General features: G+C 67.0%; 19 protein-coding genes and 1 tRNA gene. 14 read left to right on the top strand and 6 right to left on the bottom strand.

Annotated features, from left to right (window positions below):
• Positions 1–81: 81 nt before the first annotated feature.
• The 8 genes from BFN01_RS07080 to BFN01_RS07045 all read left to right on the top strand — a co-directional run bounded on the left by BFN01_RS07080 (position 82) and on the right by BFN01_RS07045 (position 9,343).
• Positions 82–753, top strand: a complete 672-nt coding sequence (locus tag BFN01_RS07080) for a M23 family metallopeptidase (RefSeq protein WP_256221063.1) — start codon at positions 82–84, stop codon at positions 751–753.
• A 231-nt stretch (positions 754–984) separates the two neighbouring features.
• Positions 985–1,617 carry a DUF3105 domain-containing protein gene (locus BFN01_RS07075; RefSeq protein WP_256221062.1) on the top strand — a complete coding sequence of 211 codons (633 nt, stop codon included), beginning with the start codon at positions 985–987 and terminating at the stop codon, positions 1,615–1,617.
• Positions 1,614–2,270: a DUF305 domain-containing protein gene (locus BFN01_RS07070; RefSeq protein ID WP_071643023.1), complete on the top strand. Its 657-nt coding sequence runs from the start codon at positions 1,614–1,616 to the stop codon at positions 2,268–2,270. Before BFN01_RS07075 ends, BFN01_RS07070 begins: the two co-directional genes overlap by 4 nt.
• A gap of 101 nt (positions 2,271–2,371) precedes the next feature.
• Positions 2,372–3,070, top strand: coding sequence for a DUF305 domain-containing protein (locus BFN01_RS16010; RefSeq protein ID WP_071643021.1), 699 nt, complete (start codon positions 2,372–2,374; stop codon positions 3,068–3,070).
• Positions 3,070–6,555, top strand: coding sequence for a MobF family relaxase (mobF, locus tag BFN01_RS07060; protein ID WP_071643046.1), 3,486 nt, complete (start codon positions 3,070–3,072; stop codon positions 6,553–6,555). Before BFN01_RS16010 ends, mobF begins: the two co-directional genes overlap by 1 nt.
• A gap of 83 nt (positions 6,556–6,638) precedes the next feature.
• The gene (locus tag BFN01_RS07055) at positions 6,639–7,019 is read left to right on the top strand and encodes a hypothetical protein (protein WP_071643019.1); all 381 of its coding nucleotides are present in this window, start codon (positions 6,639–6,641) and stop codon (positions 7,017–7,019) included.
• Positions 7,020–7,415: 396 nt separating this feature from the next.
• A complete protein-coding gene (locus tag BFN01_RS07050; RefSeq protein ID WP_083428693.1) occupies positions 7,416–8,948 on the top strand; it encodes a hypothetical protein in 1,533 nt (510 codons plus the stop codon).
• Positions 8,948–9,343, top strand: a complete 396-nt coding sequence (locus BFN01_RS07045; RefSeq protein WP_218161804.1) for a hypothetical protein — start codon at positions 8,948–8,950, stop codon at positions 9,341–9,343. The genes BFN01_RS07050 and BFN01_RS07045 overlap by 1 nt, the downstream gene beginning before the upstream one ends.
• A gap of 55 nt (positions 9,344–9,398) precedes the next feature.
• On the opposite strand, the gene BFN01_RS07040 is transcribed toward BFN01_RS07045, so the two are convergent.
• The gene (locus tag BFN01_RS07040; protein ID WP_071643014.1) at positions 9,399–10,070 is read right to left on the bottom strand and encodes a hypothetical protein; all 672 of its coding nucleotides are present in this window, start codon (positions 10,068–10,070) and stop codon (positions 9,399–9,401) included.
• Between the two features lie 77 nt (positions 10,071–10,147).
• Positions 10,148–10,771 (bottom strand): hypothetical protein, encoded by a 624-nt coding sequence (locus BFN01_RS15185; RefSeq protein WP_143187192.1) that lies wholly within the window; start codon positions 10,769–10,771, stop codon positions 10,148–10,150.
• Between the two features lie 606 nt (positions 10,772–11,377).
• Between BFN01_RS15185 and BFN01_RS07030 the strand changes: the two genes are divergently transcribed.
• The 3 genes from BFN01_RS07030 (at position 11,378) to BFN01_RS07020 (ending at position 13,116) form a co-directional block, all read left to right on the top strand.
• Positions 11,378–11,450, top strand: a tRNA-Ala gene (locus BFN01_RS07030).
• Positions 11,451–11,786: 336 nt separating this feature from the next.
• Positions 11,787–12,455: a hypothetical protein gene (locus BFN01_RS07025; RefSeq protein WP_071643009.1), complete on the top strand. Its 669-nt coding sequence runs from the start codon at positions 11,787–11,789 to the stop codon at positions 12,453–12,455.
• Positions 12,442–13,116 (top strand): S8 family serine peptidase, encoded by a 675-nt coding sequence (locus BFN01_RS07020; RefSeq protein ID WP_071643007.1) that lies wholly within the window; start codon positions 12,442–12,444, stop codon positions 13,114–13,116. Before BFN01_RS07025 ends, BFN01_RS07020 begins: the two co-directional genes overlap by 14 nt.
• 51 nt (positions 13,117–13,167) lie before the next feature.
• On the opposite strand, the gene BFN01_RS07015 is transcribed toward BFN01_RS07020, so the two are convergent.
• On the bottom strand, positions 13,168–14,307 hold the full coding sequence (locus tag BFN01_RS07015) for a calcium:proton antiporter (protein WP_071643042.1): 1,140 nt from the start codon (positions 14,305–14,307) through the stop codon (positions 13,168–13,170).
• A 164-nt stretch (positions 14,308–14,471) separates the two neighbouring features.
• On the opposite strand from BFN01_RS07015, the gene BFN01_RS07010 reads away from it, so the two are divergent.
• The gene (locus tag BFN01_RS07010) at positions 14,472–15,644 is read left to right on the top strand and encodes a glycoside hydrolase family 3 N-terminal domain-containing protein (protein ID WP_071643005.1); all 1,173 of its coding nucleotides are present in this window, start codon (positions 14,472–14,474) and stop codon (positions 15,642–15,644) included.
• Here the strand turns inward: BFN01_RS07010 and BFN01_RS07005 are convergent.
• From BFN01_RS07005 to BFN01_RS06995, 3 genes are read right to left on the bottom strand one after another with little or no spacing between them, the layout of a single operon-like run.
• Entirely contained in the window at positions 15,641–16,567 is a 927-nt protein-coding gene (locus tag BFN01_RS07005; protein WP_256221061.1) for a 3-methyladenine DNA glycosylase, read from the bottom strand. The genes BFN01_RS07010 and BFN01_RS07005 overlap by 4 nt on opposite strands.
• On the bottom strand, positions 16,564–17,583 hold the full coding sequence (locus BFN01_RS07000) for an App1 family protein (protein ID WP_071643003.1): 1,020 nt from the start codon (positions 17,581–17,583) through the stop codon (positions 16,564–16,566). Before BFN01_RS07000 ends, BFN01_RS07005 begins: the two co-directional genes overlap by 4 nt.
• Before the next feature lie 33 nt (positions 17,584–17,616).
• Positions 17,617–18,294, bottom strand: coding sequence for a DedA family protein (locus BFN01_RS06995; protein WP_071642999.1), 678 nt, complete (start codon positions 18,292–18,294; stop codon positions 17,617–17,619).
• A 75-nt stretch (positions 18,295–18,369) separates the two neighbouring features.
• On the opposite strand from BFN01_RS06995, the gene pabB reads away from it, so the two are divergent.
• The gene (gene pabB, locus BFN01_RS06990) at positions 18,370–19,677 is read left to right on the top strand and encodes an aminodeoxychorismate synthase component I (RefSeq protein WP_071643040.1); all 1,308 of its coding nucleotides are present in this window, start codon (positions 18,370–18,372) and stop codon (positions 19,675–19,677) included.
• A gap of 111 nt (positions 19,678–19,788) precedes the next feature.
• Positions 19,789–22,281 carry a leucine--tRNA ligase gene (gene leuS, locus BFN01_RS06985; RefSeq protein ID WP_083428690.1) on the top strand — a complete coding sequence of 831 codons (2,493 nt, stop codon included), beginning with the start codon at positions 19,789–19,791 and terminating at the stop codon, positions 22,279–22,281.
• The last annotated feature ends 221 nt before the right edge of the window (positions 22,282–22,502 follow it).

The following is a 22,502-nucleotide window of genomic DNA, read 5'->3' as shown; positions in this document are numbered from 1 at the left end:
CCCCGTCGTCGTGACCGGGCTGCGGGCACAGCCCGAGCGCCGAGGGCCACGGCCGGGGCGGCACGCAGCCTTGCGGCCCTGGTGATCGTTGGCGGGCTGATCGCGACCGTCGCCCTGCCGGCGTACGGTGCGTGGCAACCGATCGAAGACGAGGTCGCCACGCTCCAGCAGGTCGCTGCCGATGACGCCCAGTCCCTCGTGGTCGGGTCAGACGCACCCGGCGCGGACCTCTCCCGCGAGAGTTACTCGGCGACGACACAAGGGGAAATCGACGAGAAGAAGGCGCAGGAGGCGGCGGCTGCCGCAGCTGCGGCGCGCGCTTCGGCGGAGGTCGCCTCCGTGCCCTTCGACTACAGCACAGTGGCCCCTGGCAGCGGAGCGGTGCGGTGGCCGCTGGGGGGACCGTTCACGGTCACTGACCGGTTCGGCGATCGCGGGGGAGCGCACATGGGCACTGACATGGTCGCCGCGGGCGGGACACCGGTCTTCGCATCCGTCGACGGTGTCGTCCGCGTCTCCCAGGAGGAGTACGGCGGTTATGGCGTCACCGTCACGGTGGACTCTCTCTTGAACGGTCAGCAGGTGGGAACGGTCTATCCACACATGCAGTACGGGAGCCGTCAGGTCGGCGTCGGTCAGACAGTCTCCGCTGGGCAGCTCATCGGTTTCGTCGGCAGCACCGGACGATCCACCGCCAACCATCTGCACTTCGAGGTGTACATCAACGACACCGCCATCGACTCGCTCGCGTGAGTTCAGGCGAACGCGGGCTGACCCTCGATTGGGACGGGGCACACATCACGGTGGTGTGGGGTGGCGTTCGCTCACGACCAGGCGTGCCCCATCGTCCTTTCAGCTGAGTAGACCATTGTTGTAGTCGCGTCATTCTCGCTGCCTCATTTGATCACTGACAGGACCGCTTTCGTGCCGCCTCGCAACCCAGGACCACAGCCCGTTCCTCCCGCCGCCCGCGGTGAGCTCACGGTGAAGCAGCAGCGCGCGGCCCGGCGCGCAGACAAACTCGCCGCATACAGAAAGCAGCAAGCCACCGAGAAGCGGAACCGGATCATCGGCATCGTGAGCGCCAGCGTCGGTGCGGTCGCCGTGCTCGGACTGGTCATTGCTGTGGTGGTCACGAGCAACCTGCCCAAAGCAAACCCGGAGGCGATCACGATCGCCGGGTTGCAGACTTATCCGAACGTCACGGCAGGGCACGTCGAGGGACCTGTTGACTACGCGCAGAATCCTCCAGCCGGAGGCGAGCACGCCCCGGCGTGGCTCAATTGCGGCGTATACACCGAACCGGTCCCGAACGAGAACGCCGTGCACGCGCAGGAGCACGGCGCGGTGTGGGTCACCTACGATCCGGACCTGGTGACTGGGGACGCCCTGACAACGCTCCAGGCATCTGTGCCATCCACATACTCGGTGCTCTCGCCCATGCCCGACCTGCAGGCCCCCGTCATCGTCTCCGCCTGGGCAAATCAAGTCGAGTTGGACGGTGTGGACGACCCGCGGCTGCAAGAGTTCGTCGACAAGTTCTGGCAAGGCGGCGACGCCCCCGAGGCGGGCGCGTCGTGCACCGGCGGCATAGACGCCCCCGGACGGATCGCGTGAGCGAACCCGCAGACACCCCCTCCAGATGGCCCTTGCGGCAGGTGATTGCGGCGCTGGTCGCGGGCGTGCTGCTGCTACTCGGAGGGTTTCTGATGGGACGCCTGATGGTGCCGTCCGCCGCCCAGACGCCATCGACAGACAGCGCGGAGGCAGGTTTCGCCCGTGACATGCAAACTCATCACCAGCAAGCGGTCGAGATGGCTCTGATCATCCGTGACAGCACCCAGAACGAGGCCATCCGCACGCTCGCCTACGACATCGCCACCGCCCAGGGCCAGCAAGCCGGCCAGATGTACGGCTGGCTGAATGTGTGGGGTCTGGCGCAGGCCTCGACGGAACCACCGATGACGTGGATGATGCAGCCGACCCAGGGCGGCGGCCCCCATGAGATGGGAACCGCACCGATGACGGGCATGGATATGCCAGGTTTCGCTACCCCGGAGCAGATTGACGCGCTGAAGGCCGCCAACGGGGAAGACGCCGACAAGTTATTCCTCGAGCTGATGATCGCGCACCACGCAGGCGGGGTCGAGATGGCCCAAGCGGTACTGGAACGGTCCAGCAACGACGTTGTGACTACCCTCGCGGGCAACATCGTGCGCAGTCAGCAGAGCGAAATGAGCTACATGAAAGACCTTCTCGCCGAGATCTAGCCTGTCTCACACGGACCGCGTGCCGAAGGACTTGTCGTGCACTCTCATGATGTTGGAACGATCTTCATCGCCCGCTCACTCGGTCGATTTTGTGTTGCCCGATGTCGGCAAGTGCGATCCTGATATCGCTGTCCACAATCGGGTCGCCCTCAACGCTCAGCTGCTGCGGCGGCTGGACCTCGGCCCGGGATCGACCAGCTGCAGGGATGGCTGGAAGAATGGGGCGCCCCCACCGCTACCGGGCCCATGGATGGCATGGACCACGCGGCGGCATGATGAGCGACGAGGACATGCAGGCCGACGAAGCGGCGACCGGCGCCGACGCGTCCCGCCTGTTCCTCGAGCAGATGACGATGCACCACGAGGGCGCCATCACGATGGCGCAAGACGACGTCGACAACGGCCAGATCCAGGACGCGGTCGAGCTGCGCAGACCATCGCCGAGACACAGACCGCAGAGATCACCACCATGCAAGAGCTGCTCGCACAGTTCTAATCCACCCAGTCCGGGTGACTGCCCGAGGAACCCGTTACGAGCTGACATAGGGGTCAATATCGGCCATCGCCTAACGTGGCCGGCCGCTTGCTCGTCAGTCGCCCTAGCAAGTTCGGGGAGCGCTCTGCTTGTTCAGGCGTCTCTCTCGACCGGGCCCAGCGCGGATGGCCCGGCGACAGGCCTAGCGAGCACGAGGGCCCACACGTCTTGCAGATCGAGGGCCGTGCACGCTGACGCGGGCACGACGGCGCACCTCTCAGGCAGAGGAGAGGCGGTGCCGGGGTGTCGGTGTCGATGCGGGTGATGAGCGCCGGGGATGGTTACAAGTACCTCCTCCGCACGGTTGCGGCGGCTGATGGGGAACGGCCGCTTTCCACTCCGCTGACCCGCTACTACGCTGAGGCGGGGACGCCACCTGGGCGGTGGCTCGGGAGCGGCCTGCCGGCTCTTGCCGGCGGGCAGCTCGACGCGGGATCGCGGGTCTCTGAAGCCCAACTCGAGCTGCTGCTGGGGATGGGGCGAGACCCCGGCACTGGTGCTCCTCTCGGGCGGGCGTATCCCGCGTACGCGGCCTCCGAATCCCGGCCGGATGGCGTGATCTCATCCGGGTCGACAACCTCGCAGCAGACCCGCCGCCGCGCCGTGGCCGGCTACGACTTCACCTTCTCGTTGCCCAAGTCGGCCTCCGTCCTCTGGGCGATCGCCGACGCCGGCACCCAAGCGAAGATCGCTGAAGCACATCACAACGCGATCGACGACGTGCTCGCCTTCATGGAGCGCGAACTTGCCGCGACGCGCGCGGGCGAATCAGCACGCAACGGTGCCGTTGCTCAAGTCGACGTCACGGGGTTGATCGCCGCGGCCTTCGATCACTTCGACTCGCGCGCGGGCGATCCGCAGTTGCACACGCACGTCGTGGTGAGCAACAAGGTGCGCACGGTGTTCGACGGTAAGTGGCGCTCGCTTGACGGTAGACCACTGCACGCGGCGACAGTGGCGCTCTCTGAGTTGCACAATGCGGTGTTCGCTGACCACCTGACGCGTGCGCTCGGCGTCGGGTGGGAGCGGCGGGAGCGCGAAGCCGATCGCAACCCCGTCTGGGCGATCGCAAGGGTTCCCGGGGATCTCGTAGCCGAGTTCTCGTCGCGCTCGCGTCACATCGACATTGAGAAGGATCGGCTCATCGACGAGTACATCGCTGCGCATGGGCGCACGCCGTCGAACGTCACGGTCATCCGGCTACGCCAGCAGGCGACGCTGTCGACTCGCCCCGAAAAGCAACTCCGATCGCTCGCGGCACTCACGCACGAGTGGCGCATCCGCGCCAGTCGACTGCTCGGCCGCGACGCGACAACATGGGCGCGAGACGTGATTCGAGACTCAGCTGCCACGATGCCATTGCGCGCGGAGGACGTGCCGCACAGCATCCTGAACCAACTCGCGGCGCGCGTGGTCGACGCCGCGAGCGAGCGCCGGTCCACTTGGAGTCACTGGAACCTGTACGCCGAAGCCGCACGGCAGACGATGGGGTGGCGCTTCATCGCAACCGAAGACCGGGAGGCGATCGTGGGCATGATCACGGATGCCGCGGAGCAACGGTCCGTCCGGCTCACCCCGCCCGAACTTGCACTCTCGCCCGCCGAGTTCCGACGTGAGGATGGCACGAGCGTCTTCCGTCCGAGGAACTCCGAGCGCTACTCGTCGATCACTCTCCTGGATGCGGAGGAGCGACTGCTCGCCGCGTCGCAATCAACCGCCGGACCGGTCGTCGGCGCTGCAACCCTCGAGCACGCCGAACGAGCGCGCCGCAATCACGAGATCGTCCTCGGGGAGGATCAGCGCAACGCCCTGCATTCGATCGCAACCTCATCGCGCAAGCTCGATGTCTTGATCGGCCCGGCCGGTGCCGGTAAGACGACGGCGATGCATGCCCTTCGGCTCGCGTGGGAGCACGAGCACGGGCGTGGCTCGGTCATCGGTCTCGCGCCTTCCGCTGCCGCCGCTCGCGAACTTGCCGACGACCTCGGTATCGCCACTGAGAACACGGCCAAGTGGTTGCTCGACAATCGCCAAGGGCACGCGTCGGTGCGCGCCAGCCAGCTCGTCATCATCGACGAAGCATCCCTCGCCGGCACGCTGACCCTCGATCGCATCTGCACTGTCGCGATGCACGCGGGTGCGAAGGTCCTCCTGGTGGGGGACTGGGCGCAATTGCAGTCGGTCGATGCGGGCGGCGCGTTCCGGATGCTGGTCGACGCACGCCCCGATGCTCCCGAGCTCGCAGACGTCCATCGCTTCCAACACGCGTGGGAGAAGGACGCATCCCTCGACCTCCGCGATGGGCAACTGCATGCCCTGGATGCGTACGGCGCGCACGACAGGATCCTTGGCGGCGATCCCGATGCAATGACCGATGCGGCCTACAGCGCGTGGCTACGAGACATGGCCTCCGGCATGTCGTCAGTGCTTGTCGCCGACACGGGGGAAGCGGTCGGTGCACTCAACCGACGTGCGCGCGCCGAGCTGGTCCTCTCCGGAGTCGTGGACGCCAGCGCCGAAGCGCCGCTGCGCGATGACGTGGCAGCATCCGTCGGCGACGTCGTCATCACCCGGAAGAACGACCGCCGACTGCGATCGGGGAGCAACTGGGTGCGCAACGGATCGCGGTGGCAGGTCGTCGCGATTCGTCGCGATGGTTCGTTGCGCGTGCGAAACACTGACCGCATCGGGGGTCGACCACTCTGGCTGCCTGCCGAGTATGTGACTGAGAATGTCGACCTCGGCTACGCGGTGACCGCCTACCGGGCTCAGGGCATCACGACCGACACCGCGCATGCAGTCGTCGAGGCTGGAACAACGCGCGAGAACCTGTACGTTGCGATGACGCGGGGGAGAGCCTCGAACACTGCCTACGTGGTCACATCTCGTCCCGACGACAATCACTCCGCGCATCATCCCGGTAGTCGTCCGGATGCGACGTCCCGCGACGTCCTTGTGGGCGTGCTCGGACATGTGGGAGCCGAGCTGTCGGCGCACGAGACGCTCATCGCCGAGCAGGAGAGTTGCGGATCGATCGCGCAACTCGCTGCCGAGTACGAGACGATCGCGTCGTCCGCACAGCGGCCACGGTGGACGAACCTCATCCACGACTGTGGACTTCCAGCCGCAATGGCCGAGGCCGCGATCGCTTCGGACGCCTTCGGTGCACTGACTGCCGGCCTTCGACGCGCCGAAGCGCGGGGGTACAACGTCGACGCGGTGCTCCCACGCATCGCGGCTGCGCGTGGATTCGAAGATGCTCAGGATGCCGCGGCCGTGCTCCACGAACGCCTCGAGCGAGTTCTCGCTCAGCCGTCGAGTGGCAGCTCGCGGGGGAGCGGTCGCCGGTTGATCGCCGGTCTCGTGCCCGCTGCGATGGGGCAGATGGATGCCGACATGCGGCGCGCCCTCGACGAACGGGCACATCTCATCGAAGAGCGCGCCATGGCGTTGGTCGAGAACGCGTTGATGACGCGAGCGAGTTGGATTGCACCGCTCGGGCGCGTTCCCGTCGACGCGGCGCGAGCAGGTTCCTGGCGCCACCAGGCGAGCATCGTCGCCGCTTACCGTGACCGGTACGGCGTTTTCGATGATGACGCGCTCGGCGCTCCCGCTACATCTCCAAACCAGCGAATGGATGCTGCGGCCGCAGCAGCGGCGCGTGATCGCGCGATCTGGCTGTCCCAGGATGCCGCTCCTGCACAGCCGCAACGGGCGCCAGCCCGCTTGCGGCCCGTCCACAGCCTGTAGTCGATGGTCCTACCCGTCGCCGAAAGGCGGGCGTACCCTGAGCGCAACACGAAAGCTCCACGCCTGAAGGAGGGGCCTGGCCAATGTTCCAACTGCTGATCGCATTCGTGAGTCGCATCTACGCGTTCCTCCAGCAGAGCATGCCAACGAACATCCTGATCCGCGCCACACACACCCGCCGCGGACTCAAGTGGGGCGTGCCCGCGATGCTCCTTGCCGTCGTCTACATCGTGATCGCCGCCGCACTCGCGCAGTGGGTTGCCGGCGGCGCCCCGGGGTGGATCAATCTGCTCGTGCTGCTGTGCCTCTGGAATGCGCTCAAGTTTGCAGTCAATGGACCAATCACGGTCGTTCGGTTGCTGAGGCTGCGCGCGCACGAACGGCGCTACCGCGACGAGAAGCTCACGGCGCGACCGCCGGAGACACCCGTGAACTATCGCGCCGCGGCGGTAAAGCCGCGTTGACTGACTCGGTGCCCGTTTGAGTGGCGATCATCGGGCATTCCCGCGGGCAGGTCATCTGAGCATCACGGCTGAAGGTCGACCCAACGGTGGCGATCGGGGTGGCGCGCCCCGAGCCGACCGCTGAACCACCGGCTTGCGGGCGCACGGCGCCCGGCTCACGGACGGTGCTAGGTCGGATTGAGTAGCGGACTTGCGACAGATTCGCCACGGCAATAGAGGCGCATGCGATCTCGTCGACGGGTCGATGGAGGATGGCGACATCACCGCACTGCATGTCGAGTGCTTCGAACCGGAGCGCGTGGGAGGCAGGCTGTCTGCTATCGAGTACACGCCGCCGCCGCGGGGAGAAGGCTCGACGACACAGAGTTCCCATAGCATCGGCCCAAGGAGGCTTCGATGCAGACGCAGATGTCCTTTCTCATCGACTCCAACGTCGTCATTACAGCCGAGCCTTTCAACGGGCGGCTCGAAGAACTGCAGCCGGTTGTCAGCACGTTCCTTCGCATCGCCGGCGAACACGGGCATAAGGTCTACGTCCATCCTGCGACGCTCGATGACTTCAAGGAAACGTCCGACAGCGTCCACCGCGAGCAGAACATCGCGGCGTACGCCAAGTACCCGGCGCTCCATGAGGTTGCCGTACCGCAGCACGTTCTCGATGTCTTCCCTGCGCCGCGTTCCCCCAACGACGACAGGGACTCGCGAATCCTTGCCGCGCTCGACATCGGAGCGGTGCACTTCCTCGTCACGAACGACTCGAAGCTGCGCAAGCGAGCAGCTCGGCTCGGACATGAGTCGAGGGTGCTTCGGCCTGACGACGCCGCCGCGCAGTTGGAGACGTGGCACCCCGGTGCTCCTCCTCCGCCGCCGTCGGTCGAAGCGCTGAACACCTACGAACTCGACGCCAGCGAACCCATTTTCAACAGCCTCCGTGCGACATACGCTGACTTCGACGGGTGGATTGCCAAGGTCAAGGCGGAGTCGGCGTCGCGACGTGCATGGATGGTGCGCGGTGCCGACGGGAGGTACGAGGCTCTCGCCATCGTCAAGATGCGCGACTCCCATCCGGTTGCGGTGGGCAAAGACGCCATCAAGCTGTCCACGTTCAAGGTCGCCGACTTCGCGGCGGGCCGCCGTCTGGGTGAGTTGCTGTTGAAGGCGGTCCTACGGTGGGCTGCCAACGAGTACGGTCGGCCGAGCGACATGTTTGTCGAAGTGGACGCGAGCCAAGACCGTCTGCAGGAGTTCCTGACCGACTTCGGTTTCATCCAGGTCGGCGTCAAGGACCAGAACCACCCCGACGAGCAGGTGTGGCTGAAGACTCTCGATCCGCCGGCCGGCTCTGACCTCGAGGGACTGCCGCACCATATCGCGTACGGGCCGGAGGCAATCCGCGCGGGTCAGCCCATCTTCGTCATCCCCATCATCCCGAAGTGGTACGAAGACTTGTTCCCCGACGCGGAGGTGTTCGGGCCTTCTGGAGCCGTACCCATATCAGGCGCCGACCCTGAACCCAAGGCGCATGGCAACGCGATCAAGAAGGCCTATCTCTGCCGAAGCCCCACCAATCACATTCCGCCCGGCTCGACGCTCCTGTTCTATCGGAGCCAGGGCGGCCTCAAGGGTGACGGTGCGGTCGTTGCCCTTGGAGTCGCCGAACGGTCGCACAAGTCGCAGGACCCTATCGAGACCATCGAGCTGTCTTTCAAGCGCACGGTGTACTCGGAGGAGGATGTCGCAGACCTGCATAACGATGGCAGCGCCGTACTGACCATCCTGTTTCGACACGACCGTTTCATCGTCCCGCCTTGGCCGGTTGATGAGTTGCGGGCGCATAGTGTCGTAACTACCTGGCCTCAGTCCGTGACGCGAGTCAAGAACCCGGAGGGAATCGCATGGGTGGAACAGCAGCTCAACGCGTGGCCCTGATGGCGATTCATGAGCGCTACGCCGACGCCATCATGGACGGTCGCAAGCTCGTCGAGTTCCGCAAGCGCAGGCTTGCGGACGACATCGACACCGTCTGGGTCTATGCGACGGCTCCGGTCAGCAAGGTGATTGGTCACTTCTCTGTCGATGAGATCGTGCAAGGGACGCCTCAGGACATCTGGGACAGGTACGGGTCCGTCGGCATCATCGAGCGCGACGCATTCTTCGAGTACTACCAAGGGGCCGCGACCGCAGTGGCCATTGTCGTCGGGGAGGCGGAACGACTGACGGACCCCGTCGCCCTCGCCGACCTTGACCCGACGCCCGCGGTCCCACAGAGCTTCGCCTACTTGCCAGCATCGTCAACGCCCTCACGCGCGCTCGCAGCCGTCTAGGCGTTGGCGCACCGCTGGCCATCCCCGGCATCTAACCTTCAGCCCTGGACTTGAGTCATTCGTGACTTCTCCTCTCGAGCCAGTTGCTCACCTGCGTCTTGAATGGCCGCAATCGCCTGTACGCGTCGCGAGCGAACGAGACTTGCCACTCGAGATCGCCCTGCCGAAGCTCCGCGTGAATGTGGATGTAGTTTCGGGCGGAGTAGAAGCCGACAATCTCCTTACCCAAGGCCTCATCAACGATGCCTAGCTGTACTGCCGCCGCGACCTTGCTGTCGAAACGAATCTTCGACTCTTGGGTGCGTTTCGTCGCTAGCACCGCCCCCACGATGTCATCAGCGTCCGCCGCATCGAGCTTTCGAACCTTCTCCATGATGTAACCAGGCAACGGTCTCTCGACGAGCGCTCTGTACTCGAAGAGCCGTCGAACCTCCGGCTCGTCGGCTGCCTCGGTGAACAACAGATGGTGGATCAAGGCCTCGTAGATGGAGGCGTACTGCTGAACCTGGAGTTGGACTTGCGATTGTTCCGCCCATGGTTCGCCAATCCGCAGACCCTCCCAGAGCTTGTAGAGGTATCTAGCTGCAAAAAACTCTTGCCCGATCCGCTGGCGGAGTTCCACATCGCTAACGAAGCTGAAGAACTCCACGTGCTGGTAGATGTCTCCGGCAAGATCCTGCTTTGCGTACTCTGTGACCTCGGCCCGCACCGGCTCTGGAAGTGGCATTAGTGTCCTTTCAGGACGGGCGAGCCCCGAAACAGAGCATTCATATAGCGTCTCAGCACCTCGCCAGACTCAGCAGGTCAACGGGGCCGCCACGTCCTGCTCTGCGTGATGGCCCAGATTAGGAACCCATAGATCGCGATCGTAAGCGCGAGGACCCATATGACGGAGAGCAACTGAGCCTCAGCTGTTCCCTGAGTCAGTCCCAAGACCAAGAAGAGAATGAGCATGGCTGGGAAGCCGACGAAGTACACGATCTTGTCCCCGGTCATCAGCGCCCCATCAATGCCAGTGCCCGGCGGGTAGACATACCGCTTTCGGGCAACGCGCCTGACGTCCTTGATTCGTGCATGAACGCTCACCTCCGGCGACTTCTCGGTAGTCAACTCGATCTCGACGAGATCGCGCGAGTTGAGCAGAAACGGGTCCACCAACACACGATCACGGTCGACCCTCAGACCGACTTCTAGACCAGACGGGCTTGCATTACTTTGTCGCGCCGAGAGCACGCGCTGACCAGAGCACCGGATCTCCAACGGTCCATCCCACTCGCTCGGCGGCAGCGAAACGCGGCCGGTATTGGCAAATCGGACCACCGTGATCGCTACGTCCTGCTTCCCCTGCAAACCCAGGCGGGCCGCAACGATATCCCCGGCAGGAATGTCAGGAAGGAAACGCATACTCCGGTCGATGTAGTACTGCACTCGGCGTCTCGGTGGCCTTCGCAAGACTCCCGCCCATGTGCCTGCGGCCGCGACTATTGCCACCACGACGCCGAGAACCGCCAGTAGAAGCGCCAAGCTGGGATCCATGTGTGCACCCTAAGGCCTCGGAATTGCGCAAGCGCAAGCCACGGCGAGTCGAGTGCGCAGGAGATGCTCGAGCTCTCGATCGGCGGCCCCTCAGCGAGACGATTGTCACCGGTCTAAGACAAGTGCCCGGGTAGGGATCCGATCCGAGGCCACGTCGAAGACGGCGACTAGCTCGCCGAGGAGGACAGCAGCTAGTCGCGTGAGTTGGGCGAACGACCTATACGACGTCGCCCACGACTGCCTTAAGGTCTTCGGGGTCGGCCCACTAGTAGGCCCCGACCTGGCCGCCCCGGACGAGTGCCGCGGCCGACTCGCTACCTCATGCGGCGTCGCGGAAATCGAGTGATAGTCATTTACTGGACGGTTCAGATACCTCGAGAGCCCTCGAGCACCATCCAGAACCCTCGAAGACCGATCGCGTATGCTGGTGCCCATCACCACTGGAGTGAAGCCGAAGGGCCTGATTCCGGGGGTTCTTGGTACTAAGCGAGACCATCCGGGCCTGTGGCGCAGCTGGTAGCGCACCTGCATGGCATGCAGGGGGTCAGGGGTTCGAGTCCCCTCAGGTCCACCGATAAGAAGTCCCGCGAGTGATCGTGGGACTTTCTTCTTGTCCGCGGCGGATCAGCCTAAGCGGGCTGCGCAGGCGCTCGTGCCCTTCGCCGCAGCCTGCGTCCTCCGCCCCGTGCACGACAGGTCGCTGCGGAAAACGGCCATCAGGCTCAACGGATCATCTGGCCATTAACGCGGGACCTCAGGGGTGCCACTGTGTGACAAAGCATCGCCTGGGGGCGGGCTGCCGCCGCATTGGGACACTGGGGAGTGCGCAATGGAGACACCGGAACCGAGCAGTACACCATTCGACCCTGCATCTACCGCGGTGAATATCGCGCTGTCGAATTACTACATGGCCATCATCTTCGTGGTCGCGGCGATCCTCGTGATCGTCGTGGCGCTCGTGTTCGCGCATCTCTACCACCGCCGGGCCCTGAATGTGATCGCGACCGCAGTGAGGAAAGGCCAGACCGTCGCAACGACGTCTGACGAGGTTGCCCGTGGGCTCGGTGATGACGCCCGCATCAAGGGGCCCACGTCGGGTGCCCCGAATGAAGAGCTGTTGTTCGGCCTTGTCGGAGTCGAAAGTGGAAAGACGATCAATTGGGGCGCCGTCGGGGCCACGCCGTCGTCGCAGGGCGGCGATACGTTCACGACAACGTTCACGAAGGCGGGACGCTACACAGTCAAGGCCACGGTGGAAGGTCTGACGGAATCACTGACGAGGGAAGTGATCATCGGCACCGCAACAGGCAACGCGGCCTCGACGCCGGTGACCATCCCGTTCGTGCTGAAGAACTGGGGCAGATTGGTCATCGTGCTGTTCGGCGTGGGTGTGATAGCTGCGCTCATGTCGACTCGGATCATCAGCGCAGAAGCCGGCATCGGAATTCTGGGAGCTCTGCTCGGTGTCGGCGCCACCGCCGTCGCAACCGCAGGAACGTCAGACGGAGGATCGACGGCCCCGCCACGCGCAGCGGGGGATGATGAGCCGACGGAGAAACCTGATGAACAGAGGTGACGCCGCCCTCCTCGGCACCGGGTTCGGCGCCGACGACCCGGTGGAGGCGCTCGGCACATCCTTGACGATGGACTTTCTGCGTTCAGCGGACGGGCGGTGGCGCAGCAGACCTGTCAGACCCGAATGGGTAGAGACGGCACCGTGGTCGGATTCCCGCATCACCATCGCCGTCGTCGACACCGGCGTCTGCGACGACTATCCTCCTCTCGTGGGCAAGGTTCTGGAACAGGTGGACCTGACCGGCGAGGGAGTTCGCGACGAGCACGGCCACGGAACCGCAGTGGCGGCCATACTCCTTGCGCACAGCTCACCGTTCACCGAAGTGCTCAGTGTCAAGGCCCTCGGCCGGGACAAGACCGCCACGGTCGGCAGGCTGTCTCTGGGCATGCGCAAAGCCGCAGAGATGCTCGGCGAGCGTGGACGGATCATAAACGTCTCGGCGGGGCGTCGCACCCCCGAATGCACCGGCGACTGTCCGCTGTGCACGACGGTCACACAGCTTCAGGACGATGGCTTCATCGTCGTCGCCGCTGCCGGAAATAGTGTCGGAGTCACGTACTGTCCCGCGCGGGTGTCGATCTCCGTCACCACAGCCGGGCCGGATGCCGCGGAGGGGACGGTCACCAGCAGCCTGCCTGACTGGGAGCTGATCACCACATAGCAGCCGGCGTCGTGCACTGAGACAGTAGCCGACCAACGCCCTCGACGGGGGTCAGACGAACACGCTGATCCCGTAGACCACGAACAGCAGCAGGTGCGCGGCGCCGTGCACGGGATTCACCCGCCGTGCGGAGAAGGTCGCCATGGTCAGCAGCAGAGTGAGACCCAGCAGCAGCAGGTTCATCGGGCTCTCGGCGAGCACCACCCTCTCGCCGGTGACGAGGCCGATCGTCAGCACGGCGGGGATGGTGAGACCGGCGGTCGAGACGAGAGCACCGTGACACAGGTTGCTCACCCGCTGCATCTCGCCGACCAGGGCCGCGCGCACGGTGGTGATCGTCTCGGGCAGGAAGACGATCATCGCGATCAGGATGCCCGAGAGCGCCACCGGAGCACCGAGGTGGTCGAGGCCGGCATCGAGCAGCCTGGCCATGTCGTGCGAGAGCAGCACGATCGGCAGCACGAGCGCGAGCAGCAGCAGCGTGCGGGCGACGAGCTCGCGCCGGTGCGCGGTCAGCACGGTTCGCACCGAGGCGTGAGAGGGCCCTGCACCCGCATTCAAGCGAGCCCCCGGCTCCTGAAAGTCCGTCTTCTGCGGCCCCATCTGCCTCTGCAGGAAGAACGCGTAGAGCAGCACGACGAGCACGATCATGGCGATCGCCGCGGCTGGGGCGTACGATCCGCTCTCGCCGAGGAACGCGGGGAACGCGAACGCGACCGCCAGCAGCACGATCAGCATCGCGAGATAAGCGGACACTCCGTCGCGGTTCGCGCGCAGACCGCGATGCCGCAGTCCGCCGACGATCAGGGCGACGCCGACGACGAGATTCATGATGATCATCGACACGGCCATCACCGAGTCGCGCGCGATCGTCTGATGCTCGCCGGGGCCGAGCATGACCGCCGAGATGAGGATCACCTCGATGGCCGCGATCGACAGGGTGAGCACGAGCGTTCCGTACGGGTCGCCGAGCCGGTGCGCGAGGTGTTCGGCTTCGGTGACGACGCCGAAGGCGCACACGATGATGACAGCGACGATCGCGGCCAGGATCAACCAGAGCAGCGGCGACGGCAGCCGATTCCGCAGCACCGGTGCGAAAGCGAGCAGAACGCCGAAGGAGGCCCAGCCGAGCAGCAGCCGCACGACCGCGGTGCGCGTGAGAACGGTGCGAGTGAGAGCGGAGCGGGTCACGGTGCGAACCGAATCTGCGGGGCCGTCCCCACCTGCGATCACTCCGTCGGGTCGTCCCGCCGGTCACGTCAGCACCAGGGTAGCAATCCGCCGACGTCGACGTCGACGTCCACGCCACGGCCTCGCACAGCCGACGGTCGGAGTGGCCGAGTACCGTCGACACCATGCGTGCTCGAGCGATCCGTGGTGCCCTCGCCGCTGCCCTGGCCGTGTGCCTGCTGGCCGCGTGCACTCCCGCCGCGCCCGCAGCATCGAGCCCCGCGAGCCCCGATGGTCCCACCGTCGTGCCGTCGCCCGAACCCCGCCCGTCGCGGGATCCGGCCGTCGACGCGGTCGCGGCGATGAGCATCACCGAGCAGGCCGCCAGCGTCGTGATGGGGCACATCTCCGGCACCGACCCCGCCGCCCTGCGCGCATACATGCAGTCGGCACCGCAGGGCGCGCCTCTGGGCGGATTCATCCTGATGGGCGGGAACATCGGCGCTGACGCATCTCAGGTCAGAGCGCTGAGCGATGCGCTCACCCTCGACCCCGGGCTGCCTCCGCTCATCGCGATCGACGAGGAGGGCGGCGTCGTGCGGCGCCTGCCGTGGGACACGCTGCCGGGCGGGCGGGGCCTGCACGGACTCGATGCGGCACGCACCGAGCAGGTGTTCGCCCAGCGTGCCGCCCTCATCGCCGAGACGGGTGCGAACGTGAACTTCGGGATCGTCGCCGACGTGCCGGCCGACGCCTCGTCCTTCATCGCCTCTCGGGCGCTGGGCCCCGACCCCGGCTCCGCGTCGACACGGGTGACGGCCGCCGTCGACGGCGAGGAGGGCGTGGTGCTCTCGACGCTGAAGCACTTTCCGGGTCACGGTGCAGCGCCCGGCGACTCCCACCACAGCATCCCCACGACCGCGATGACCCTGCAGCAGTGGCAGTCGGGCGAGTCGCGCCCGTTCGTCGCGGGCATCGACGCCGGCGCGGAGCTGCTCATGTTCGGGCACCTGGCGTACACGGCCGTCGATCCGGCCCCCGCGTCGCTGTCGGCCCGCTGGCATGAGATCGCGAGGGATGAGCTGGGCTTCGACGGGGTGATGATCACCGACGACCTGGGCATGCTCAGCGGATCGGGCATCGCCGAGTACCAGGATCCCGTGGCGAACGCCGTGACGGCACTGCAGGCGGGCAACGACATGGTGCTCATGGTCGCCGGGTCGACGGCGCAGACCGCGCCCCAGATGGTCTCCGGGATCGTGGGCGCCGTCGACGACGGGAGACTCAGCCCCGACCGCCTGCGGGACGCCGCCGAGCACGTCATGCGACTGCGGATGCAGCTGGCAGACGACCGCTAGTCGCGACGGGCAGACGACCGCCGAGCGCGACCGGCAGACGACGGCTCATCGCGGCCGTCTGAGGGCCGCTGATCGCGACCGAGCCACGCCGTCAGCAGAGCCTCGCGCAGCAGGTTGCCGCGCTCGGCGAACACACGCTGCCGGCGGACGTACTCGGCCTTGCCCTCGGCCGTCTCGATCCGCACGGGCCGGACGCCCCACGCTGACAGGTCGTAGGGCGCGGCCTCCATGTCGAGCAGGCGGATGTCGGAGGCGAGCTCGAAGGCATCCAGCAGCAGCTCACCGGGAACGAGCGGGCCGAGCTTGACCGCCCACTTGTACACGTCCATCCCCGCGTGCAGACAGCCGGGCTGCTCGAGATCGGGCTGACTCTCCCGGGTCAACGGCACCCGGTTGCGCGGCACGGCATCGTCGGTGAAGAAGCGGAACGCGTCGAAGTGCGTGCAGCGCAGCTCGGCGGCCTCGACGACGGCGTCCGTCCCGGCGCCGCCGAGGCGCAGCGGCACGGCGTGCCGGTGCTCGTCCGTGCGGTAGACCATCGCCCACTCGTGCAGCCCGAAGCATCCGAACTGGCCGGGGCGGGCGGCGGTGAGCCGCAGCATCCGCTCCACGAGAGACGCCAGTTGAGGCTTCTCGCCGCGGAACGCTTCCGCATCCGGGGCGTATCCGCCTGGCTCGACGCCGGGGGAGTACCAGCGCCATTCGGCGCGCTCCCCGGCATCCTGAAGCGTCACACCGGCACCCGGATGCCACCGCCGCAGCTGCGCGGGCTTGTACGAGTAGTAGGTGAAGAGGAAGTCCTCGACGGGATGCTTCTCGCCGCGCTGCTGCCGCGCGCGATGCGCCGCGGTCAGGGCGTCGGCCCGCTCGGCGTGCGTCTGCGCACGGGCCGTCCACTCGGTGCGCGTGAGCGAGCTGCTCATTCCGCCAGGATGCCGACCTCGGTGAGCCGCTCGCGCAGCCCCGCGCCGTCCTCGGCGCTCACCCACGGCACGCTGCCTTCGGCGTGTTCGCCCGAGGCGCGCCCGCCGGCGAGCACAGCCTCGGCCGGCAGCAGGCGCCGGATCGCGACAGCCGCGACGGAGGAGGGGTGCTCTTCGAGGAACTGCGAGTAGATGGCCTCGTCGTGCTGGCCGTCGTCGCCGATCAGCAGCCAGCGCACGTTCGGGAACTCCTCCGCCAGCCGGCGCAGGTTGCCCGTCTTGTGCGCCTGGCCGCTGCGGAACCAGCGGTCGTGCGTGGGCCCCCAGTCGGTGAGCAGCATCGCTCCGGCGGGGAAGAGGTGACGGCTGAGGAAGCGGGTGAGCGTGGGAGCGACGTTCCACGCGCCCGTGGACAGGTAGATCATCGGCGAGCCGGGGTTGTCCCGCCGCAGCTGCTCGAGCAGCACCGCCATCCCGGGCACGGGAGTGCGGGCGTGCTCGTCGACGACGAACGAGTTCCACGCGGCGATGAACGGCCGTGGCAGCGCGGTGACCATCACGGTGTCGTCGACATCGGAGACCACGCCGAAGTCGACGCTCTCATCGACGATGAACGCGGTGGCGTCGACCGGTTCCTCTCCCTCGACCGACATCGAGAAGGTCTGCCAGCCCGGCGGCAGCTCCGCTTCGATGACGGAGTCGATAACCCCGCCGCGGTCGGCGACGACCGTGTGCGTGCGCCCGCCGATCTCGACGACGACGGAGGCGAAGCTGACGGGGATGCTGACGAACGAACGCCACCCGCGCACGCCGCCCTCCCCGCGAGCGTTCTTCCGCGGCGTCGGGACGATCAGCGCCCGACCGACGACGCGCACCCAGCCGGTGCTGCCGTAGCCGGGGAACGGGACGACGGTCGCCGAACGTCCTCGTCGGCGAGCGCGGCGCTCGCGCCAGACGTGGAGGCGGTGTTCGAGGCGGGCGAACCAGTGGATCTTGGCCGGTGACGCAGGAGTCATCGGCTCCAGTCTTTCACGCTTCGCACGCGACGGTCACTGTCCGCTCTGCTGCCCGCCCTCATCGGTGTCGCTGATCCGGAGCATGTGGCGCTCCTCGCGGCGGGCGAGCAGCTTCTTGCCGACGAGCAGCACCAGGAGCAGCACGACGATCACGCCGACGAACACGTACCCGGCGTAGTGCACCCTCTCCGACAGCTCGGGGTAGCTGCCCGCCGCGGTCGCTGCGACACCCACGTACAGCGCGGCCCACAGCACACAGGCGGGCAGCGTCCAGGCGATGAACCGGCGATATGCGTATCCGCTCATGCCGACCGTCAGCGGAACGAGGGAGTGCAGCACGGGCAGGAACCGGGAGAGGAAGATCGCCACCCCACCACGTCGACGCAGGTACCGCTCCGATCGCCGCCACTGCTCCTCGCCGATCCGGCGCCCCAGCCACGACGCGCGGATGTACGGACCCGCCCACGTGCCGAGCCAGAATCCGATCGACTCGCCGATCAGCGCGCCGATCACCACGGTCACGCCCAGGGCGATGCCCTCCACCCAGCCGTCGACGCCGATCGCCGCGACGAGTACGACCGTGTCGCCCGGCACGACCAGGCCGATCAGGATGCTCGTCTCGAGCATGATCGCCAGACCGGCCAGCACCGTGCGCAGCACAGGATCGACGGCCTGAACGGCCTCGATGACCCAGAGCACGATGTCGTTCACCCCACGAGCGTAAAGCCTGCGGCGGAGCCATACGCTGTGAAGGTGCCCGCACCGCTTCCCCTCACCGCACACGTCGTGGCGCGTCCGGTGGACGCGCACCGTTCCGACGTCGGCTCTCTCTTCGCGCACCTGTTCGACGATGCCGGGGCGGCGTTCTGGCTGGATGCCGGAACCGACCCGCGCGAGGGGTGGAGCATCATCGGCACCGGCCCCGTGGAGGACGACCCCGAGACGGTGCGCCGCGTCGACCTGAGCGGTGCGGCTGAGGCATCCGGGATCCCGTTCCTCGGCGGCTGGGTGGGGTGGCTGCCCTACGAGCACGGCGCGGCGGCGAACGGCGCCCCGATCGCCGACAGCCCCGCGGCGCCCACGTGGATCGCCGTCACACGTGCCGTCGCCCTCGACCACACCACCGGAACGGTGCACGCTCTCGCGCCGGAGACCGACCTCGAGGCGTGGTCGGCCGAGGTGCACGACGCGCTCGCCGCGATGCCGATCGAGCCGCCCCCGCCGGCGGCACCGACGCGCGACGCCGCGGCGCGGCACGGGGTCGCCGAGTACAGCGCCCTCGTCGAGGAGTGCCGCGCGGCGATCCGGCGCGGCGATGCGTACCAGCTGTGCCTCACCACCCGGTTCACCGCCGCCCGTCCCGACGATCCCTTCGCCGTGTACCTGCGGCTGCGCGCGGCGACGCCCGCGCATCACGGCGGCTACCTGCGGGTGGGGGGGCAGCACGTGCTCAGCGCCAGTCCCGAGCAGTTCCTCACTACGGGGGCCGGGCGCGTGTCGACGAGTCCGATCAAGGGCACCCGACCGCGAGGAGTCACGCCGGCCGACGACGTGCGGCTCGCCGAAGAGCTGCAGACGGATGCCAAGGAGCGCGCCGAGAACGTCATGATCGTCGACCTCATGCGCAACGACCTCTCGCATGTGGGTGTTCCTGGCTCGGTCCAGGTCGAGCGCCTGTGGCACGTCGAGACCTACCCGGCGGTGCATCAGCTGGTGAGCACCGTCAGCGCACGGCTGCGCGACGGCGTGACGTTCGGTGACCTGTGCGACGCCGCTTTCCCGGCGGGCAGCATGACCGGTGCGCCGAAGCTGTCGGCGATGACGATCCTGCACCGCCTCGAGAAGGGGCCCCGCGGCATCTACTCGGGGTGCTTCGGTCACGTCGGCCTCGACGGCAGAGTCGACCTCGCCATGGTCATCCGCACGATCGTGATCGACGCGGATTCGGCATCCGTCGGCGCCGGTGGGGGGATCACCTGGCTCTCCCGACCGGATGCGGAGGCCGCGGAGGTCGCGACGAAGGCACGCGCTCCACTCGCCGCGCTCGGCGCCGCGCTGCCGCAGCCCTGGCGCGACCTGCTGCCGGTTTCCTGACCGCATGCCGCTCGCGATACCCTGGAAGGGCCCGATTTCCGGGCCGTTCCGCATCGTCAGATTGGCCGTTCCTTGACCGAGCACGCGTCCCACGCCGAGTCCCCTGAAGTGATGTCCGCGCACGACATCCAGCTCAAGTGGCAGGAATACTGGGCCGAGAACGAGACGTTCGTGGCCGGCGGCGACGGCGACGAGCGGCCCCGCAAGTACATCCTCGGCATGTTCCCGTACCCGTCGGGCGACCTGCACATGGGTCACGCCATCAACTACCTGTATCCCGACATCGTCGCGCGGTACTGGCGGCACCGCGGGCACAACGTGCTCAACCCGATCGGCTGGGACTCGTTCGGGCTGCCCGCCGAGAACGCGGCGATCAAGCGCGGCGCCGACCCGCGGGAGTGGACCTACAAGAACATCGACCAGCACAAGGCCGGGTTCCGCGGCTACGGCATGTCGTACGACTGGTCGCGCGTGCTGCACACCTCCGACCCCGAGTACTACCGCTGGAACCAGTGGCTGTTCCTGAAGCTGTACGAGCGCGGGCTGGCGTATCGCAAGAAGAGCGCCGTGAACTGGTGCCCGAACGACCAGACCGTGCTCGCCAACGAGCAGGTCGTCGACGGCCGCTGCGAGCGGTGCGGTGCCGAGGTCGTGAAGAAGAAGCTCACGCAGTGGTACTTCAAGATCACCGAGTACGCCGACCGTCTGCTCGACGACCTCGACACTCTCGAGGGGCACTGGCCGCACAAGGTGCTGCAGATGCAGCGCAACTGGATCGGCCGATCCACCGGTGCCGACGTCGACTTCGTGATCGAGGGTCGCGACGAGCCGGTCACCGTGTTCACGACGCGGCCCGACACGCTGCACGGGGCGACGTTCTTCGTGGTCGCCCCCGACTCCGACCTGGCGGCGGAACTGGCATCCGGGTCGTCGTCGGAGGTGCGGATGCGCTTCCAGGACTACCTCGAGACGGTGCAGAAGCAGACCGAGATCGAGCGGCAGTCGACCGACCGTCCGAAGACCGGCGTGTTCCTCGAGCGCTATGCGATCAACCCGGTGAACGGCGAGCGGATGCCGGTGTGGGCCGCCGACTACGTGCTGGCCGACTACGGCCACGGCGCGGTGATGGCCGTGCCCGCGCACGATCAGCGTGACCTGGACTTCGCTCGCGCGTTCGACCTGCCGGTCAGGGTCGTCGTCGACACGACCGTCACCGGCGGTGCGAACGAGGGAGACGACCTCGCCGAGCTCGATCCCGCCGTGACCGGCACCGCGCTGATCGGCAACGGGCGCCTGGTCAACTCCGGCGACCTCGACGGCGTCGACAAGGCCGAGGCCATCGCCCGCACCATCGCCACGCTCGGCAAGGCGGGCACCGGCCGCGCGGCGAAGAACTACCGCCTGCGCGACTGGCTGATCTCGCGCCAGCGCTTCTGGGGCACGCCGATCCCGATGCTTCACCTCGACGACGGCAGCGTCGTGCCCGTGCCCGAAGACCGTCTGCCCGTGCAGCTGCCGAGCGTCGACGGCCTCGACCTGCGCCCGAAGGGCTCGTCGCCCCTGGGCGCGGCCGAGTCGTGGGTGCGCACCGTCGATCCCGCATCGGCTGAGCCCGCGCTGCGCGACGCCGACACCATGGACACCTTCGTCGACAGCTCGTGGTACTTCCTGCGCTTCCTGTCGCCGAACAGCTCCGAATTCGCGTTCGACCCCGCCGAGGCCAAGCGCTGGGCGCCGGTCGACGGGTACTTCGGCGGTGTCGAGCACGCGATCCTGCACCTGCTGTACGCCCGGTTCATCACGAAGGTGCTCTTCGATCTCGGCCTGATCGACTTCGAGGAGCCGTTCTCGAACCTGGTGAACCAGGGCATGGTCATCATGGACGGCGCGAAGATGTCGAAGAGCAAGGGCAACCTCGTCGAGCTGTCCGACCTGCTCGGGCAGTACGGTGCCGACGCTCTGCGCCTGGGCCTCGCCTTCGCCGGTCCGGTGGAGGACGACAAGGAGTGGAACGGCGTGTCGCTGTCGGGCGCGCAGAAGTTCCTCTCCCGCGCTCTGCGCGTCGCCGACGAGGTGGCGAGCGAGCCGGGAACGGCACCGGATGCCGGTGACGCGGCCCTGCGCCGCATCACGCACCGTCTGCTTGCCGATGCGCCGGCGCTCGTCGAGCAGACGAAGTTCAACGTCGTCGTCGCGCGTCTGATGGAGCTGGTGAACGGCATCCGCAAGACGATCGACACCGGCGCCGGAGCCGCCGACCCCGCCGTGCGCGAGGCCGCCGAGACCGTCGCGATGATCCTCGAGCTCATCTCGCCGCACACGGGTGAGGAGATGTGGGCCCGCCTCGGTCACGAGCCGTCGGTCAGCGCTGTGCAGTGGCCGGATGCCGACCCCGCCCTGCTCGTGGAGGACACGGTCACCACCGCCGTGCAGGTGAACGGCAAGGTGCGCGCGACCCTCGAGGTCGCCGCCGACATCTCCGACGCCGATCTGGAAGCCGCCGCCCGCGCCGACGAGAAGGTGCAGCGCGCCCTGGAGGGCAAGGAGATCGTGCGCGTGATCGTGCGTGCGCCGAAGATCGTCAACTTCGCCGTCAAGGGCTGATCGCGTCTTCACGGCGGCTGTGCACAGCTCGCCGTCTCGTGCGAGTTGTGCACAGCCGCCGGGATCCGTCGGCAGTCGTCCGTGCCGCGCGCCCTAGCGTGACCTGTCTCTTATACACATCTGACGCTGCCGACGAACTCTAGGGTGTGGATCTCGGTGGGTGCCCGGTCTTTAACATAAACACTTCAACTACACTGCTCAGACCTCGAGTTCTCTCGGCA

The sequence above is a fragment of the Microbacterium sp. AR7-10 genome, from assembly GCF_001878835.1.
GTDB lineage: Bacteria > Actinomycetota > Actinomycetes > Actinomycetales > Microbacteriaceae > Microbacterium > Microbacterium commune.
The sequence above is the reverse complement of the archived record's forward strand: the minus strand, read 5'-3'. Positions and strand labels throughout refer to the sequence as shown.